Raw genomic sequence first — 14560 nt, 5'->3', positions numbered from 1 at the left:
GACCTTTCATCCATGGGCCTCTACGATTCGATCAAGGAAAGATGAACATGAAATCCCGCACCTCCCTGCTGGCACCGCTGCTGCTCGCGCTGGCTGTGCCTGTCACGTCCCTCGCCGCGCCTCCGGCCCCCCAGGCGCCTTCGGCGTTGCCGTCCGATCCCACCGAAGACCCGTTGCTGATCAGCGCAGGATTCCTCAATGGCCATCCCGACCTGCGCTTCCGCATGCTGGGCATGGAAAAGCAGCGTGCCAACGACCTGCAGGCGGCCTTCGGCTTCTTCCAGCGCGCGGGCTTCTACGGCGACAAGGTGTCACAGGCGATGGTTGCCGAAATGCTGTGGAACGGCACGGGCACCGCGGTGAACCGCCCGCTGGCCTATGCCTGGATGGATCTCGCTGCGGAGCGTGGCTACAAGGGCTTCCTCGAGCTGCGTGAACGCTACTGGGCCGCGCTCAGCGAGGCCGAGCGGGTCCAGGCCGTGACCGAGGGCGAAGCCGTCTATGCGCGCTTCGGCGATGCTGCTGCGGAACCCCGCCTGGCGTTGGCCATGCGCCGCGAGCAGAAGCGCATGACCGGCAGTCGCACCGGTTTCGCCGGCAACGTGAAGATCCTCGTACCCGGTCCGAACGGCACCACCGAACAGATCGATGGCACCAAGTTCTACGACAGCCGCTATTGGGATCCCGCGCAGTACCGCCAGTGGCAGGACACCATCTGGTCGACGCCGCGGGTGGCACGTGTCGACGTCGGCAGCGTGACACAGCTGCCTGCGGAACCGGGCCGCCCGTCCCGCATTCCGGAGGTGGCTCCGCAGCCGGATGCCCCGGAGCCGAAGACCGACGATGCTCAGCCACAACCGATTCCGGAACAACACTGACCCGCCTGCCGGCGCGGACAGGCGCGGCCAGTGTGCCGATCCTGCCCGGTTGCTGCCCTACCGGTGCCTGTACAGGCACCCTTGCCAAGCGCCATGACCTTCGACACCCTTGCGGGGCAGGCCGGCGGCGTATCGTTCGGCCCACGGCCGCCCTGCGGCCCTTCCCTGACTCACTCGGCCTGGAGGCCATTCAAGTGACCCGTACTCCCAAGATCGTGCTGCTGACCCTGGCCGTTTCGGCCGCGCTGGTCGGCTGCGGCAAGACTGAAGCCCCGGCCAAGGACGCCACCGCCTCCACGCCGGCCCCCGCCCAGGCCACCCAGTACACCCTGGACGAAAGCAAGCTGCCGGCCTACAACGCCTTCCAGCCCAGCGACCTGGATACCAGCAAGGACGCCTGTGGCGCCTTCGGCGACTACGTCAACAGCAAGTGGCTGGCCGCCAATGAAATCCCGGGCGACCGCACCAGCTGGGGCGCCTTCACCATCCTCGACGAGCGTTCGGTGGCTGTGCAGCACCAGCTGGCCGAGCAGGTCGCACAGGTGAAGAACCCGAACCACATCGAGAAGATCGTCGGCGACCTGTGGGCCACCGGCATGGACGAAGCCAAGATCAACGCGCAGGGCATCGAGCCGCTGAAGGCCGACCTGACCGCGATCGACGGCCTGCAGGACAAGGCAGCCATCGCCAACTACCTGCGCACCAGCGCGGCCAAGGGCGACAACGTGCTGTTCGGCTTCGGCGCCGAAGCCGACTTCAAGAACTCGGCCGTGAACATGGCCTACGCCAGCCAGGGCGGCCTGGGCCTGCCGGACACCACCTACTACACCGATGCCAAGAACGCCGACAAGCTGAAGGCCTACCAGGCGCACGTCGCCAAGGTGCTGGAACTGTCCGGTGTCGCCGCGGCCGATGCTGCCAAGCAGGCCGAGGACGTGGTCAAGTTCGAAACCCGCCTGGCCAAGGCCTCCAAGTCGCGCGTCGAGCTGTCGCGCAACGTCGAGCTGTTCTACAACCCGGTCACCCTGGCCGACGCCGACAAGCTGACCCCGAACTTCAGCTGGACCGAGTTCTTCAAGTCGCAGGGCGTGGCCGCGCCGGAGAAGTTCTCGCTGGCCATGCCGGCCTTCCATGAGGAAGTGAGCAAGGCGCTGGGCGACACCGATCCGTCGGTATGGCGCGCCTACCTGCGCTTCCACACCGTGGACAGCGCTTCGCCGTACCTGGCCGACGCCTTCGTGCAGGAGAACTACGAGTTCTACGGCAAGACCCTCAACGGCCAGAAGGAACAGAAGCCGCGCTGGAAGCGCGTGCTGGGCACCATCGAGAACGATGCCGGCGAAGCCTTCGGCCAGCTGTACGTGAAGGTGGCCTTCTCGCCGGAAGCCAAGGCGAAGATGGAAGAGCTGGTGAAGAACCTGGCCGCGTCGCTGAAGGAACGCATCCAGGGCCTGAGCTGGATGAGCGAGGAAACCAAGGCCAAGGCCATCGCCAAGTGGGAAACCTTCACCCCGAAGATCGGCTACCCGGACAAGTGGCGTGACTGGGCCGGCCTGCAGACCCAGCGCGACAGCTACCTGGGCAACGTGCGCGCGGCCAGCGAGTTCAACTACAAGTTCAACCTGTCCAAGATCGGCAAGCCGGTCGACAAGACCGAGTGGGGCATGACCCCGCAGACGGTCAATGCGTACTACAACCCGCTGCAGAACGAGATCGTGTTCCCGGCCGCCATCCTGCAGCCGCCGTTCTTCGATCCGAAGGCCGACGACGCGCTGAACTACGGCGGCATCGGTGCGGTGATCGGCCATGAAATGACCCATGGTTACGACGACCAGGGCGCACGCTTCGGGCCGACCGGCAACATGGAAGACTGGTGGACCCCGGCCGACAAGAAGAACTTCGAAGGCCTGACCGGCAAGCTGGTCAAGCAGTTCGACCAGTACAAGGTCGACGGCCAGGCCGTGAACGGCCACCTGACCCTGGGCGAGAACATCGCCGACCTGGGTGGCCTGGCCACCGCCTACGACGCCCTGCAGAAGGCCACCGCCGGCAAGGAAGATCCGAAGGTCGACGGCTTCACCCGCGACCAGCGCTTCTTCTTCAACTGGGCCACCGTGTGGCGCACCAAGTACACCCCGGAAAACGCCAAGGTCCGCCTGGCCACCGACCCGCATGCCCCGGCGCAGTTCCGCGCCATGGGTGCGCCGTCGAACCTGCCGACCTTCGCCGCTGCGTTCCAGTGCAAGGCCGGTTCGCCGATGGCCCGCGCTGGCGAGCAGCAGGTGGTGATCTGGTAAGCCACGGCTGACGCTGCGGCAGACCTGCAAAGGCCCGGGATTTCCCGGGCCTTTGTTTTTGGCGGCGCCCTGCGAACGCAGCGTGATGCCTGCATGCCGCGTCGATGCCCGGCTTGCTATAGTGCGCGCGCCCTCAATCCATCACGGATTCGTTCCACATGCCCAACTTCCGTCCGCTTGCCATCGCCCTGGGCATCAGCCTGGCGACCCTGGTCCCGACCCACGATGCGTTTGCCGCCGCCAAGAAGAAGGCCGCCCGCGCCCCGGCTGTCAGTGCCCAGTGCAGCGACTTCTACGACGCCACCAACGCAGGCTGGCTGAAGGCCAACCCCGTACCGCAGACCGGTGCCACCACCGCACTGGGACAGCTGGTCGATCGCAGCCGCCAGCAGCAGCGCGAACTGCTCGATGCCGCGATGAAGTCGCCGCAGGGCAACGTGCAGAAGCTGCTGGGTGACTTCTGGGCCAGCGGCCTGGACGAAGCCGCGGTGGAAGCCGACGGTTCCAACCCGATCGCCCCGCTGCTGACCCGCATCAACGCCATCAAGAAGGCCAAGGACGTGCCGGCCTCGATCGCCGCGCTGCACCAGGTTGGCATTCCGGTGGCCTTCAACTTCGGCCCCGACGTGGACCTGAAGGCGCTGGATCGCCACATCGGCTACTTCATGCAGGGCGGCATGGGCCTGCCGGACCCGGCGTTCTATACCCGCACCGACGCCGACACCGTGGCGCTGATGGGTCGCTACCGCGCCTACGTCAAGCAGATCCTGGCACTGACCGGCACCCCCGCCGCCAAGCTGGATGCCGAATCGCAGTCGGTGATCGCGCTGGAAACCGAGCTGGCACGCAATGCGCAGTCGCTGGCCGGCATCAACAACCCGTTCAACAACTACGCGCCGATCTCCACCAAGGAGCTCAACAGCCGCTACCGCAACCTGCAGCTGGATGCCTTCCTGAAGGCCCAGGGCGTGGATGACGACCTGGTCTCGCTGGCCGACCCGGGCCTGTTCAAGCAGCTCGACGGCATGGTCACCAAGCTCAAGCCGGACCAGTGGAAGGCCTACCTGCGCTGGCGCGTGGGTGACGCGATGGCGCCGTACCTGTCCAAGGCCTACCGCGACGCCGAGTTCGAATTCCGCGGCCGCGTGCTGCGCGGCGAAACCCTGCCGCCGCAGCGCTGGGAAGACGTGCTGGACGCGATCAACGTGGCCGCCGGCCCGATGGTCGGCCGCGAGTACGCCGCGCGTTACCTGTCGGCCGAAGACCGTCGCCAGGCGGCGTGGATCGTCGACAAGGTCCGCGAAGTGCAGATCGAAGCGGTCAGGAACAGCAGCTGGATGAGCGCCGAAGCCAAGACCGAAGCGCAGGCCAAGCTGGCCGCGCTGAAGATCGAGATCGGCACCCCGCTGCGCGACCTGGACTACAGCGTGCAGCCGATGGGCCGTGGCTCGTTCGGCGGCAACATGCTGATCGCTTCGACCTGGCGCCATCGCGAGGAAATGAAGCGCATCGGCAAGGGCAACGCCGACCGTCGCTGGGACGTGCTGCCGCAGCAGCCGTCGCTGGCCTACGACCTGGCGCAGAACCGCCTGATCGTTACCGCCGCGATCCTGCAGGGCCCGGTGTTCAACGCCAAGGCTGACGCCGCCGACAAGTTCGGCAGCTTCGGTGGCCTGGTCGGCCACGAGCTGACCCGTGCGATCGATGCCAAGGGTGCACTGGTCGATGCCAAGGGCGAGCTGCGCAGCTGGTGGACCCCGGCCGACAAGACCGCCTGGACCCTGCTCGGCAACCGCGTGGCCGCACAGTACGGCGCCTACGACTTCCCCGGCGTGAAGGGTGCCAAGGTCAACGGCACGCTCACCCAGGAAGAGAACCTGGCCGACATCGCTGGCCTGGAACTGGCCTGGGCCGCGTACACCGCACAGGAACCGAAGGCCAAGCAGGCACAGCAGCAGGGCTTCTTCCGCGCCTGGTCGGCGCTGTGGGCACAGCAGCTGTCGCCGAACGAAGCCGTGCGCCGCCTGACCGCCGACATCCGCGCGCCGGGCCTGTGGCGCAGCAATGGCACGCTGGCCAACCTGCCGGCCTTCGGTGCCACCTTCAGCTGCAAGGCCGGCCAGCCGATGCAGCGCAGCGAGGCCGAGCAGATCAAGGTCTGGCGCTGAGCCTGCTGATGAACCGGTAACACAGGGGCGCCTTCGGGCGCCCTTTTTTTTGCGGGTGCAGCACGATCCGGGGTTAACACCGGGCATGCTATCGCTGCTGCTTCGTCCATCGTGGAGCCCTGACATGGCACACAAGAACACGATCTGCGTCTGGTATGACAACGGCGCGCTCGAGGCCGCCACCTTCTACGCCAGCATCCTGCCCGACAGCGCGGTGACCGCCGTGCATCACGCGCCCGGTGACTATCCTGACGGCAAGGAAGGCAATGTGCTTACCGTCGAATTCACCGTCTGTGGCATTCCCTGCGTCGGCCTCAACGGCGGTACCGCGTTCAAGCACAGCGAAGCCTTCTCCTTCCAGATCCAGACCGAAGACCAGGCCGAGACCGATCGCCTGTGGAACGCGATCGTCGGCAACGGCGGCCAGGAGAGCCAATGCGGCTGGTGCAAGGACCGCTGGGGCATCTCCTGGCAGATCAGCCCGCGCATGCTGATCGAAGCGGTGACCAGCCAGGACAAGGCACTGGCCAAGCGCGCTTTCAACGCGATGATGCCAATGAAGAAGATCGACATCGCCACCATTGAGGCGGCGATCAAAAAAGGGGACGGAGGGGATTAAGTCGTTTTCCCCCACTGCCTGCGCTGCAATGCGAATTGCGACTTAATCCCCTCCGTCCCCTTTTTCCGAGGCGCTGATGACCTGGGATGCGATCGTCGTTGGCGGTGGCCACAACGGCCTGGTCTGCGCGGCCTATCTGGCGCGCGCCGGAAAGAAGGTACTGGTGCTGGAACGTCGTGGCGTTCTCGGCGGTGCGGCGGTCACCGAGGAATTCCATCCGGGCTTTCGCAACTCGGTGGCGTCGTACACGGTGTCACTGCTGCAGCCCAAGGTGATCGACGACCTGCAACTGCATGCGCACGGGCTGCGCATCGTCGCGCGCCCCGCCAACAACTTCCTGCCATTGCCGGATGGCCGCTATCTGCTCTCGGCACCCGGCCGCACCCAGGCCGAAGTCGCGAAGTTCTCCGAGCGGGATGCGCAGCGCCTGCCCGAATATGAGGCACGCCTGGAGATCTTTGCCGACGTGCTGCGCGCGTGGGCCCTGCGCGCACCGCCGGATATTGGCGTTGCAGGTGGTTGGCGCGCGCTGCCCGCACTGTGGCAGATGGGTCGTCTCGGGCGCGAACTGTCGACGCTGGATCCCTCGCTGCGGCAGGAGCTGCTGGACCTGTTCACGCTGTCGGCGGCCGAGTACCTGGACCGCTGGTTCGAGAGCGAGCCGATAAAGGCGCTGTTCGGTTTCGATGGCATCGTCGGCAACTACGCCAGCCCGTATACCCCGGGCAGTGCCTACGTGCTGCTGCACCACGTGTTCGGCCAGTGCAACGGCGTAAAGGGCGCTTGGGGCCACGCGATCGGTGGCATGGGTGCGATCAGCCAGGCCATCGCCGCCTCGGCGCGCGCGGCCGGTGCGGAACTGCGCGTGCAGGCCGGCGTGCAGCGCGTGCTGATCGAGCAGGGCCGCGCGGTGGGCGTGGAACTGGCCAACGGCGAAACCCTGCGCGCACGCGCGGTGATCGCCAACGTCAACCCGAAACTGCTCTACGAACATCTGCTGGAACCGGCGCACGTACCGCCCGCCACACGCGAACGCATGGCGAACTGGCGCTGCGGTTCCGGCACGTTCCGGATGAACGTGGCGCTGTCGCGGCTGCCGGAGTTCCGCGCCCTGCCCGGCCCCGGCGATCACCTCAGCGCCGGCATCATCATGGCGCCCAGCCTGGACTACATGGACCGCGCCTGGCTGGATGCGCGCCGCGAGGGCTGGTCACGCGAACCGATCGTGGAGATGCTGATTCCGAGTACGCTGGACGATTCGCTGGCACCGCCCGGGCAGCATGTGGCCAGCCTGTTCTGCCAGCACGTGGCACCGGTGCTGCCCGACGGCCGCCACTGGGATGATCATCGGGACACCGTGGCCGACCTGATGATCGCCACCGTCGAACGCTATGCGCCAGGGTTCGCCGGCAGCGTGCTGGGCCGCCAGGTGCTGTCACCGCTGGATCTTGAGCGGACCTTCGGCCTGATCGGTGGCGACATCTTCCACGGTGCGCTCAGTGCCAACCAGTTGTTCTCGGCGCGGCCGATGGTCGGCCAGGCCGGCTACCGCGGCGCGCTGCCCGGGCTGTACCTGTGCGGTTCGGGCACCCATCCGGGCGGCGGCGTTACCGGTGCACCGGGGCACAATGCCGCGCAGGTGGTGTTGCAGGATGGGTAGGTGCCAACCTTGGTTGGCACAGAGCGGCAGAGTGAACGCCAACCGAGGTTGGCATCTACCCGCGTGGGACAAGGTGTGCCGATCAACGGTCGGCACCTACCCGCGTGAAGTGGGGCGCATAGCGCCTCACTTCACGCTGCGCAGATGGTTCGGTCGATTCGGTGGGCCCGGCGGGCGGCGCTTGTTGAACGGCGGCTGCCCGCGCCAGTAGCGGATCAGCAACCAGCCGAACAGCATGCCGCCCAGGTGCGCGAAATGGGCCACGCCCGGCTGCCAGCCGGTCATGCCCAGCACCAGTTCACCCACGCCGAACAGGATCACGAAGGTCCGTGCCTTCATCGGGATCGGCGGGAACAGCAACATCACCCGCTGGTTGGGGAACAGCATGCCGTAGGCCAGCAGCAGGCCGAATACGCCGCCGGAGGCGCCCAGCACCGTCGCCGGGTTCTCCAGCAGCGTACCCACCAGCAGCTGGCAGACACCGGCGCCGGCCACGCAGACCAGGTAGTACAGCAGGAAGCGCTTCTCGCCCCAGGTCTGCTCCAGCGGCGCGCCGAACATGAAGACCGCCAGCATGTTGAAGAACAGATGGCCGAAGCTGCCATGCAGGAAGCCATAGGTCAGCAGCTGCCAGGGCTGGAAGTTGCCGCCCGGCGAGAACGCATCGAAGCCCTGCTGCAACGGTTGCAGCATGAACGGCTCGAAGGTCTGCATGCCGAGCAGGAACGGCTGCTGCAGCAGGAACAGGATCGCGTTGGCGATCAGCAGGGCCTTGGTGACGGTTGGCAGTCGCGGGAACATGGGAGCACCGGCATGGATCGGCCTCCATCATAGCCGCAGCACCCGGCCTTGTTGGCGACCGCCAGGCACGGCCTGTTCAGTCGCCAGCCGCGCTCAGCCCGGCCCCCACACCGCCGCATCCAGCGCCGCGGCCGGATCGGTGGCCGGCATCCGCACCCGGCCGTTCTCCACCACCACGCCTTCGGCGCGCAGCCGCTGCGATTGCTCGCGCCAGCCCGCCGAGCCTTCTTCCATGGCGATGCGCCCATCCGAGCGCAGCACGCGATGCCAGGGCAGGTCCGGGTCGTCGTTCTGGCCGAGGATGCGTGCGGTCAGCCGCGCCCGCCCGGGCAGGCCGGCACGCATCGCCACCTGCCCGTAGCCCATCACCTGCCCCGCCGGAATGGCACGGATCACCGCCAGGATGCGCGCGCGCGCCTGTTCCGGCGTCAGCGCCGCAGGCGGGTCACCAGCAGTACGCCGATCAGCACCAGCACGGTGCCGGCGATCTGCGCCGGCCCCATCGGTTCGTCGAGCAGCCATAGGCTCATCACGATGGTGGAAACAGGGCCCAGCATACCGACCTGTGCGGCCAGCGACGAACCCACGCGCTGCACCGCCAGCATGATCGCCAGCACCGGCAACACGGTGCACACAGTGGCGTTGACCAGCGACAGCCACTGCACCGGTGCCGGCGCCTGCCACAGCAGCGGCAGCGGATGGGTGACCGCGAAATGCAGCAGCACCAGCACGCTGGCCACGCAACTGGCGTAGGCGGTCAGCCGTACCGCGCCGATTCGCGCGACCACCTGGCCGCTGCCGAACAGGTACAGCGCGTAGCTGAGCGCACTGCCCAGCACCAGCAGGCTTCCGATGATGATCTGCCCGCCCTCGCGCTGCAGGTCGTGGCCGAACGCCAGCAGCACGCCCAGATAGCTCAGCACCAGCGCGCCGACCTGCCATCGGCCGGGTCGCTGGCGTGCCAGCAGCACGTTGATCAACAGCACCAGGGTTGGATTCAAGTACAGGATCAGCCGTTCCAGGGTCACGCTGATGTACTGCAGTCCCTGGAAGTCGAGCAGGCTGGACAGGTAGTAGCCGGTGAAACCCAGCCACAGCACCCGGGCGCGGTCGGCCCAGGACAGCGGCGCGGCCCGGCGCGCGGCCCACAGCGCCATCAGCACGAACAAGGGCAACGCCATCAGCATGCGCAGCGCGAGCAGCGTAGTGGCATCCACGCCATGGCGCAGGCCGAGCTTGACGATGATCGCCTTGCCGGAGGCGGCGATGGCGCCGATCGCGGCCAGGCCAATGCCCCCCAGCGCGATGCGAGGGGAAGCGGTGGCGATACGGGAAGCGGGGCTGGACATCAGGACGACGGCGGGCCGCGCGGGGCGGCCCGGGATGGCGTGGGGGCAGCCATTGTCGCATGGGGGCGACCGGTGCCCACCCCGGTAGCGCTGAGCGTGCCCGAATGCCGCCTTCTGTAGAGTCGAGCCATGCTCGACTGCTTTCGCACGGTAGCCGAGCATGGCTCGGCTCTACAACGGCCCGGCTCAGCGCATCAGCACCACTTCCTCGGCCGAGGTCGGATGGATCGCCACGGTGTCATCGAACTGGGCCTTGGTTGCGCCCATCTTCACCGCCACCGCGAAGCCCTGCAGGATCTCATCGGCCGCTTCGCCCAGCAGGTGGATGCCCACCACCCGTTCCTCCGGGCCGGCGCAGACCATCTTGAACAGGCTGCGCTGGGTGCCGTTGGCCAGCGCCTGCAGCATCGGGCGGAAGCGGCTGTGGTACACGCTCACCTGCTCGAAACGCGCGCGCGCTTCCTCTTCGCTCATGCCCACCGCGCCCAACGGCGGGTGCGAGAACACCACGCTGGCCACATTCTCGTAATCCATCTTCGACTGCGGGCGGCCACCGAACAGGCGATCCATCAGCCGCCGCGATGCCGCCACTGCCACCGGGGTCAGGCCGACCTTGCCGGCGATGTCACCCACGGCATGCACGCTCGGCACGCTGGTGGTCTGCCACTCATCCACCTGCACCTGCTGGTGTTCGCCGATGCCGATGCCGAGTGCCTCCAGTCCCAGATCACGGCTGTTTCCGCGCCGGCCGGTGGCGAAGAACACCGCATCGAACACGCTGTCGAGCGGACCGTCGTGGCCGAAGGCGCGCACGCGCTCGCCATCGCGCTGCAGCTCGCGCAGGCGGTAGTCGAAATGAATTCGCACGCCCTGCTGCTTCAGGTTCTCGGCCAGCTGATCGGTCAGCTCGTAATCGAAGCGCTCCAGCAGGCGCTTGCCACGCACCAGCAGGCTGACCCGGCTGCCCAGCGCCTGCAGCAGGCCCGCCAGTTCCACCGCGATGTAGCCACCGCCGATGATCGCCACGTCGGCAGGTGCCGCACGCAGATCGAAGAAGTCATCAGACACCAGGCCCAGTTCGGCGCCCGGAATGTCCGGCCGCAGCGGGTGCGCGCCGGTGGCGATCAGGATGTGCTCGGCGCTGTAGCGCACGCCATCGCTGCAGGCCACCGTGTGCGCATCGAGCAGGTGGCCGCGCGCCGGAATGCGCACCACGCCGGTCTCGTCCAGGCGCTTGTGGTAACTGGTGTGGATGTTGCTGATGTAGGCCTGGCGATGGATCACCAGTTCCTTCCACGACAGCGCCGGGCGGGCCTCGACATCGAAGCCCATCGCACTGGCCAGGCCGATGCGTTCGTGCAGGTCGGCCGCCAGCCACATCGCCTTCTTCGGCACGCAGCCGACATTGACACAGGTACCGCCGAGTTCGCCCGGCTCCAGCATTGCCACCCGCTTGCCATGCTGCGCGGCGCGGATCGCACCGGCCAGGCCGGCGGAGCCGCCGCCAAGGACGATCAGGTCGTAATCATAGGGTGCAGTGCTCATCGGAATCGCTCGGGTCGGTAAGGGGCAGGATCGATCGCTGGGGTGCGGCCGCAGACGAGGTCGGCGATCAGCTGGCCGGTGCCGGCGCTCATGCTGATGCCGAGCATGCCATGCCCCGCTGCAAGCCAGACGTGAGGATGCGCGGGCGCACGGCCGATCAACGGCACGTCGTCCACGCTCATGGGTCGCCAACCGCACCACTGCTCCTGCAGCTGCGCACCGCATGGCGCGCGCAGGTAGTGGTCGGCGGCCTGCTGCAGCGCACGCAGCCGGGTCGCGCGCAAGCTTGGATCGGCACCGGCGAATTCCATGGTACCGCCCAGCCGCAGCGCTTCGCGCCAGGCGATCACGAACACGGAATGATCTTTCAGCACCACCGGCCGCTGCGGCACCAGCGCCGGCCGCGACCAGGTCAGCGAGTAGCCCTTGCCTGGCTGGATCGGCACGCGCAGATCCAGCTGCCGTGCCCAGTACCGCGACCACGGCCCGGTCGCCAGTACCAGCTCGCGCGCGGCCAGCGACTGCCCATCCGCCTGCACGCGTACACCCTGTGCGTCATCGCTGAATCCCTGCACGTCCACCTGCTCGTCGATCACCACGCCCTGCGCGCGCAGCACGCGTGCCAGCTCGGCGGTGTAGCGATCCGGCCGCAGCTGCGCATCACCAGGAAAATGGATCGCACCGGCCAGGTGATCGTGGAAGGCCGGATTCGCGCGCGCATAGTCGCCACCACCGATGCAGGTCGTGGCGATGCCCTGCGCGTTCAGCGCCTCGCATTCGGCCACGTGGTGATCGAAGTTGCGAGCATCGCCGAACACGTAGTCCAGCCCGCGCGCGTCAAATTCGCAGTCAAGCGCATGTACCTGCACCCACTCGGCCAGGCGCCGCCGCGAATCATCCAGCAGTGCGCCACGTGCACGCGTGGACTGCAGCCAGTCGCGGGCATTGCAGCGTGCGCCGAACTGCAGCAGCCAGCGCCACAGCGTGGGATCCAGCCGCGTACGCACGTACAGCGGCGCGCGTGGATCGAGCATCCAGCGCAACGCGCGCAGCGGCACCCCGGGCGCCGCCAGTGGCGGTGCGTGGCTGGGGGTGATGGTGCCGCAGTTGCCATGCGACGTCGCGCGCCCGACGCGCCCCCGGTCGATCACGCGCACCTGCCGGCCCTGCGCGCGCAACGCGAGCGCACTGGCCAGGCCGATGGCCCCGGCGCCGACCACGATCACGTCCTCGCGCGCCCTCGGCATCGATCAGCCCAGCCCGGCTCCGCGCCGCATCGGCGGCCACTGCCGGTAGGTCATCGCACGCCACAACCATTCCATGGGCCCGAAGCGGAAGTGGCGCAGCCACACGTGCGAGATGCCGACCTGCACGGCAAACAGCAGCAGCGCGAACAGCATCTGCACACTGCGCGGCATCATCTCGAACCTGCCCAGTCCGTAGTGGTAGAAGACCCAGGTGCACAGCAGCGACTGGCCGAGATAGTGGGTCAACGCCATGCGGCCGACCGGCGCCAGCCATGCCAGCCGCGTGCGCCAGTGCACGATCCACGCCAGGTAGCCCAGGCACATCGGCAGGCCGCCGATCGTCACCAGTGCCATTGCGGCTGTTACCGGCAGATCGTAAGCACCCGGTGCCAGGTACGGTTTCCAGGCAACACCCAGCACCGTGACCAGCAGGCCCAGCGGCAGCGCGATCCAGCGCAGCGAGGCGTACAGGCGTGGGAAGCGCTCCGGCGCGGCAAGCGCGCCACTGCCGGCGAACCAGCTGCCGATCAGGAACATGCCCAGCACTTCCGGGCCGGTGATCAGCAGCGCGCCCATCGAGGTACCGAACTCGCTCAAGCGCTGCACGGTGGCCTGCGCCCAGCTGCCCTGCCCGTATACCTGACGCTGCAGCGCGATGCTCTGCTGCGCTTCGCCGAGCATGCCCTGCACCTCTTCGGCCGAGGCCATCGACACCATCGCGCCGACCAGCAGCATCATCGCCACGCCGCCGAGGTAGACGATCACGCCCATCCACGGCAGCCAGCTGCGCGGTGCCTCGCGGCAGGCCAGCAACGGTAGCGAGATCAGCGCGTACATCACCAGGATGTCGCCGGACCAGACCAGCAGCGCGTGGCACAGGCCGATCAGCAGCAGCCCGGCGCTGCGGCGCAGGTAGAACGGAGTGAAATTGCGTCCGGCCACGTCGGCGCGCTGCGCCATCACCGCAAAGCCGGCGCCGAACAGCAGCGAGAACAGGGTGAAGAACTTGCCCTGCACGAACACATAGACAAAGGCATCGGCCCAGTAGTCGATGCCCTGCCAGTGCACGTCGATGCCGGTGAACGCCAGGTCCAGCGGGCCACTGAAGGCCTCGATGTTCATCAGCAGGATGCCCAGCAGGGCGGCACCACGCAGGATGTCCAGCACGGCGATGCGTTCGCCGGAAGCCATCGGCTGCAGGGAGGGAGAAGCGGCGTTCACGGGGCATCCGTCGGGCAGGTCCGCCATTATGCCGCCGGCCCACGCGCCATGGATGCCCGCGCCGTGTTCCAGAAACGCAACGGCCCGCCGAAGCGGGCCGTTGCTGCCATCACGATCGCGCTGCGATCAGTGGTGGTGACCACCGTCACCGTGGACGTGGCCGTGGTCGATCTCTTCCTGGCCGGCTTCGCGCACATCGACGATTTCCACGTCGAAATGCAGGTCCTTGCCGGCCATCGGGTGGTTCAGGTCAACGTCGACCACGCTCATGCCGACCTTCTGCACGGTCACCGCGCGCGGGCCGAAGTTGGTCTGCAGCACGACCTGCTGGCCCGGGGCCAGCTTGGTGTTGCCGAAGTGCTTCTTCGGCACGCGCTGGGACAGGCCCTCGCGGCGCTCGCCGTAGGCGTCCGCCGCAGTGACGTCGACGCTGAAGGTCGCGCCGGCTTCCTTGTCCATCATGGCGTTTTCCAGGCCCGGAATGATGTTGCCGTGGCCGATCAGGATCGCCAGCGGCTCGCCGCGGTCCTTGGACGATTCGATCGGCTCCTGGCCGACTTCGGAAACGGTGTAGTGGAAGCGGACAACGCGGTCTTTTTCGATCTTCATGCGCAACTCTGTCTGGATCTGCCGGAGGCAGGCGGGTTGGGGCGGGTTGTCGCCCGGCGGGGACGCCGCCATCATGACGGCCAATCCAAGGTGGCGCATTATCCGGAGATCATGCACATCACGCCAGTTTCGTCCGGCCTGCGCCGGCTCCTCGCCCCGGCCCTGC

12 protein-coding genes and 1 pseudogene are annotated in these 14560 nt (G+C 67.5%); 6 read left to right on the top strand and 7 right to left on the bottom strand.

Annotated elements, in window-relative coordinates:
* Positions 1-47 precede the first annotated feature (47 nt).
* The 5 genes from QRO93_RS06155 (at position 48) to QRO93_RS06135 (ending at position 7622) form a co-directional block, all read left to right on the top strand.
* Entirely contained in the window at positions 48-878 is an 831-nt protein-coding gene (locus QRO93_RS06155) for a sel1 repeat family protein (RefSeq protein ID WP_053450415.1), read from the top strand.
* Positions 879-1072: 194 nt separating this feature from the next.
* Positions 1073-3175 carry a M13 family metallopeptidase gene (locus tag QRO93_RS06150; protein WP_053450416.1) on the top strand — a complete coding sequence of 701 codons (2103 nt, stop codon included), beginning with the start codon at positions 1073-1075 and terminating at the stop codon, positions 3173-3175.
* 158 nt (positions 3176-3333) lie between these two features.
* Positions 3334-5343 carry a M13 family metallopeptidase gene (locus QRO93_RS06145; protein WP_053450417.1) on the top strand — a complete coding sequence of 670 codons (2010 nt, stop codon included), beginning with the start codon at positions 3334-3336 and terminating at the stop codon, positions 5341-5343.
* Positions 5344-5467: 124 nt separating this feature from the next.
* The gene (locus QRO93_RS06140) at positions 5468-5962 is read left to right on the top strand and encodes a VOC family protein (RefSeq protein ID WP_032128230.1); all 495 of its coding nucleotides are present in this window, start codon (positions 5468-5470) and stop codon (positions 5960-5962) included.
* A 76-nt stretch (positions 5963-6038) separates the two neighbouring features.
* On the top strand, positions 6039-7622 hold the full coding sequence (locus QRO93_RS06135) for an NAD(P)/FAD-dependent oxidoreductase (protein ID WP_180878484.1): 1584 nt from the start codon (positions 6039-6041) through the stop codon (positions 7620-7622).
* A 126-nt stretch (positions 7623-7748) separates the two neighbouring features.
* Here QRO93_RS06135 and QRO93_RS06130 read toward each other — a convergent pair whose 3' ends face one another.
* From QRO93_RS06130 to QRO93_RS06100, 7 genes are all read right to left on the bottom strand, one after another.
* Complete coding sequence (locus tag QRO93_RS06130; protein WP_008267505.1) at positions 7749-8423, bottom strand: rhomboid family intramembrane serine protease; 675 nt, start codon at positions 8421-8423, stop codon at positions 7749-7751.
* Between the two features lie 93 nt (positions 8424-8516).
* The gene (locus tag QRO93_RS06125; protein ID WP_224329410.1) at positions 8517-8855 is read right to left on the bottom strand and encodes an MGMT family protein; all 339 of its coding nucleotides are present in this window, start codon (positions 8853-8855) and stop codon (positions 8517-8519) included.
* Positions 8852-9772: a DMT family transporter gene (locus QRO93_RS06120; protein ID WP_180878485.1), complete on the bottom strand. Its 921-nt coding sequence runs from the start codon at positions 9770-9772 to the stop codon at positions 8852-8854. The genes QRO93_RS06125 and QRO93_RS06120 overlap by 4 nt, the downstream gene beginning before the upstream one ends.
* 186 nt (positions 9773-9958) lie before the next feature.
* Positions 9959-11317 (bottom strand): glutathione-disulfide reductase, encoded by a 1359-nt coding sequence (gene gorA, locus QRO93_RS06115; protein ID WP_180878486.1) that lies wholly within the window; start codon positions 11315-11317, stop codon positions 9959-9961.
* Positions 11314-12564 (bottom strand): FAD-binding oxidoreductase, encoded by a 1251-nt coding sequence (locus tag QRO93_RS06110; protein WP_180878487.1) that lies wholly within the window; start codon positions 12562-12564, stop codon positions 11314-11316. The genes gorA and QRO93_RS06110 overlap by 4 nt, the downstream gene beginning before the upstream one ends.
* A gap of 3 nt (positions 12565-12567) precedes the next feature.
* Complete coding sequence (locus QRO93_RS06105; protein ID WP_180878488.1) at positions 12568-13812, bottom strand: DUF418 domain-containing protein; 1245 nt, start codon at positions 13810-13812, stop codon at positions 12568-12570.
* Positions 13813-13911: 99 nt separating this feature from the next.
* Complete coding sequence (locus tag QRO93_RS06100; protein WP_008266927.1) at positions 13912-14394, bottom strand: peptidylprolyl isomerase; 483 nt, start codon at positions 14392-14394, stop codon at positions 13912-13914.
* Between QRO93_RS06100 and QRO93_RS06095 the strand changes: the two are divergent.
* Positions 14359-14560 (top strand): annotated as a pseudogene (locus QRO93_RS06095) (hypothetical protein); the annotation flags it as partial. The gene QRO93_RS06100 and the pseudogene QRO93_RS06095 overlap by 36 nt on opposite strands.

The sequence above is a fragment of the Stenotrophomonas maltophilia group sp. Smal17 genome (assembly GCF_030237045.1).
Lineage (GTDB): Bacteria > Pseudomonadota > Gammaproteobacteria > Xanthomonadales > Xanthomonadaceae > Stenotrophomonas > Stenotrophomonas forensis.
The sequence above is the reverse complement of the archived record's forward strand: the minus strand, read 5'-3'. Positions and strand labels throughout refer to the sequence as shown.

What these genes read in the sequence shown, in the direction of transcription:
- gorA (WP_180878486.1), bottom strand. Translation starts at nt 11,317, where the DNA reads ATGAGCACTGCACCCTATGATTACGACCTGATCGTCCTTGGCGGCGGC.
- QRO93_RS06100 (WP_008266927.1), bottom strand. Translation starts at nt 14,394, where the DNA reads ATGAAGATCGAAAAAGACCGCGTTGTCCGCTTCCACTACACCGTTTCC.
- QRO93_RS06110 (WP_180878487.1), bottom strand. Translation starts at nt 12,564, where the DNA reads ATGCCGAGGGCGCGCGAGGACGTGATCGTGGTCGGCGCCGGGGCCATC.
- QRO93_RS06135 (WP_180878484.1), top strand. Translation starts at nt 6,039, where the DNA reads ATGACCTGGGATGCGATCGTCGTTGGCGGTGGCCACAACGGCCTGGTC.
- QRO93_RS06155 (WP_053450415.1), top strand. Translation starts at nt 48, where the DNA reads ATGAAATCCCGCACCTCCCTGCTGGCACCGCTGCTGCTCGCGCTGGCT.
- QRO93_RS06145 (WP_053450417.1), top strand. Translation starts at nt 3,334, where the DNA reads ATGCCCAACTTCCGTCCGCTTGCCATCGCCCTGGGCATCAGCCTGGCG.
- QRO93_RS06120 (WP_180878485.1), bottom strand. Translation starts at nt 9,772, where the DNA reads ATGTCCAGCCCCGCTTCCCGTATCGCCACCGCTTCCCCTCGCATCGCG.
- QRO93_RS06140 (WP_032128230.1), top strand. Translation starts at nt 5,468, where the DNA reads ATGGCACACAAGAACACGATCTGCGTCTGGTATGACAACGGCGCGCTC.
- QRO93_RS06105 (WP_180878488.1), bottom strand. Translation starts at nt 13,812, where the DNA reads ATGGCGGACCTGCCCGACGGATGCCCCGTGAACGCCGCTTCTCCCTCC.
- QRO93_RS06130 (WP_008267505.1), bottom strand. Translation starts at nt 8,423, where the DNA reads ATGTTCCCGCGACTGCCAACCGTCACCAAGGCCCTGCTGATCGCCAAC.